Below are 1095 nucleotides of genomic sequence, written 5' to 3'. Positions count from 1 at the left end.
CGGCGCGGCCGTGGCCGGCTGGGCCCGCACCGCGCCCCAAGGGCTGACGCACGAGCGGTTCCAGTTTTTCGAGTGCGATGTGCAGGACGAGCATTCCATCGCCGAAGCCTTCACCAACACCCAGCGCGAGCTGGGCCCCGACATCCACGTGCTGGTGAACAACGCCGGCCTGGGCATTATGGGCGACGTGGACGGCTTCAAGACCGAGGATTGGAAGACCATGTTCGACACCAACGTGCTGGGCACTTTCCTGTGCACCCGCGCCGTGCTGCCGCAAATGAAAAAGCAGCACGCGGGCCACGTCGTGAACGTGGCTTCGCTGGCCGGCACCGCGGGCACGGCCGGCATGAGCGGCTACTGCGCCACCAAGTTTGCGGTGCGCGGCTTTTCGGATGCGCTGTTCAAAGAATTGCGCCCGGCCGGCATCCGCGTCACCTGCGTGATGCCCGGCTCGGTCGAGACCAACTTCAACGGCAAGGAGCCCGGCCCTACGCCCGACCCGCACAAGATGCAGCCCGAAGACATTGCTGCCGCCATTATCCACGCTATCGAAGCGCCGGATGCGACGATGATATCAGAGATTCAGCTGCGGCCGGCGAACGTAAAATAATATATGGGAACACAATGGAAGCTGATTTTACCAGTACCAGAAGATAACGGCATAGATTATCTGGTAATGGAAGACGACTCTTCCGGAACAGGTGGCTTTTATGTTTACTACTTAAGCTCGACAAATCCCGATATTGGATTTGATGATTGGTACGAGAAAGCTGAGTACGCCCGTAATGTTGCCGCTGAGTATGGTTTGTCAAACGATGATTGGCAGCTTATTGAATCAGAAAACTAGCAGTTCTGCTGAGTTGAAATAATGGTAGAAATTGAAAACCTGACCAAAACCTACGGCACCCAGAACGCCGTGGACAACATCAGCTTCACGGCGGGCAAGGGCGAAATCGTGGGCTTTCTCGGGCCGAATGGCGCGGGCAAGAGTACCACGATGAAAATTGCCACCGGCTACCTCCCCCCCACGGCCGGCACCGTGCGCGTGGCTGGCCACGACGTGCTCACCGACAGCCTGGCCGTGCGCCGCCGCGT

General features: G+C 58.8%; 3 protein-coding genes. All 3 read left to right on the top strand.

From position 1 onward, the window contains the following. Positions 1–610, top strand: a 610-nt coding sequence (locus ACYVDE_RS23745; protein ID WP_460503995.1) for an SDR family oxidoreductase, incomplete at its 5' end; no start/stop codon positions are given. 3 nt (positions 611–613) lie between these two features. Continuing rightward, entirely contained in the window at positions 614–847 is a 234-nt protein-coding gene (locus ACYVDE_RS23740; protein ID WP_460503994.1) for a hypothetical protein, read from the top strand. A 21-nt stretch (positions 848–868) separates the two neighbouring features. Then, positions 869–1095: ATP-binding cassette domain-containing protein (locus ACYVDE_RS23735; protein WP_460503992.1), on the top strand; the 227-nt coding region annotated here is incomplete at its 3' end.

The sequence above is a fragment of the Hymenobacter agri genome (genome assembly GCF_054778495.1).
This window is presented reverse-complemented; position numbering and strand designations above follow the sequence as displayed.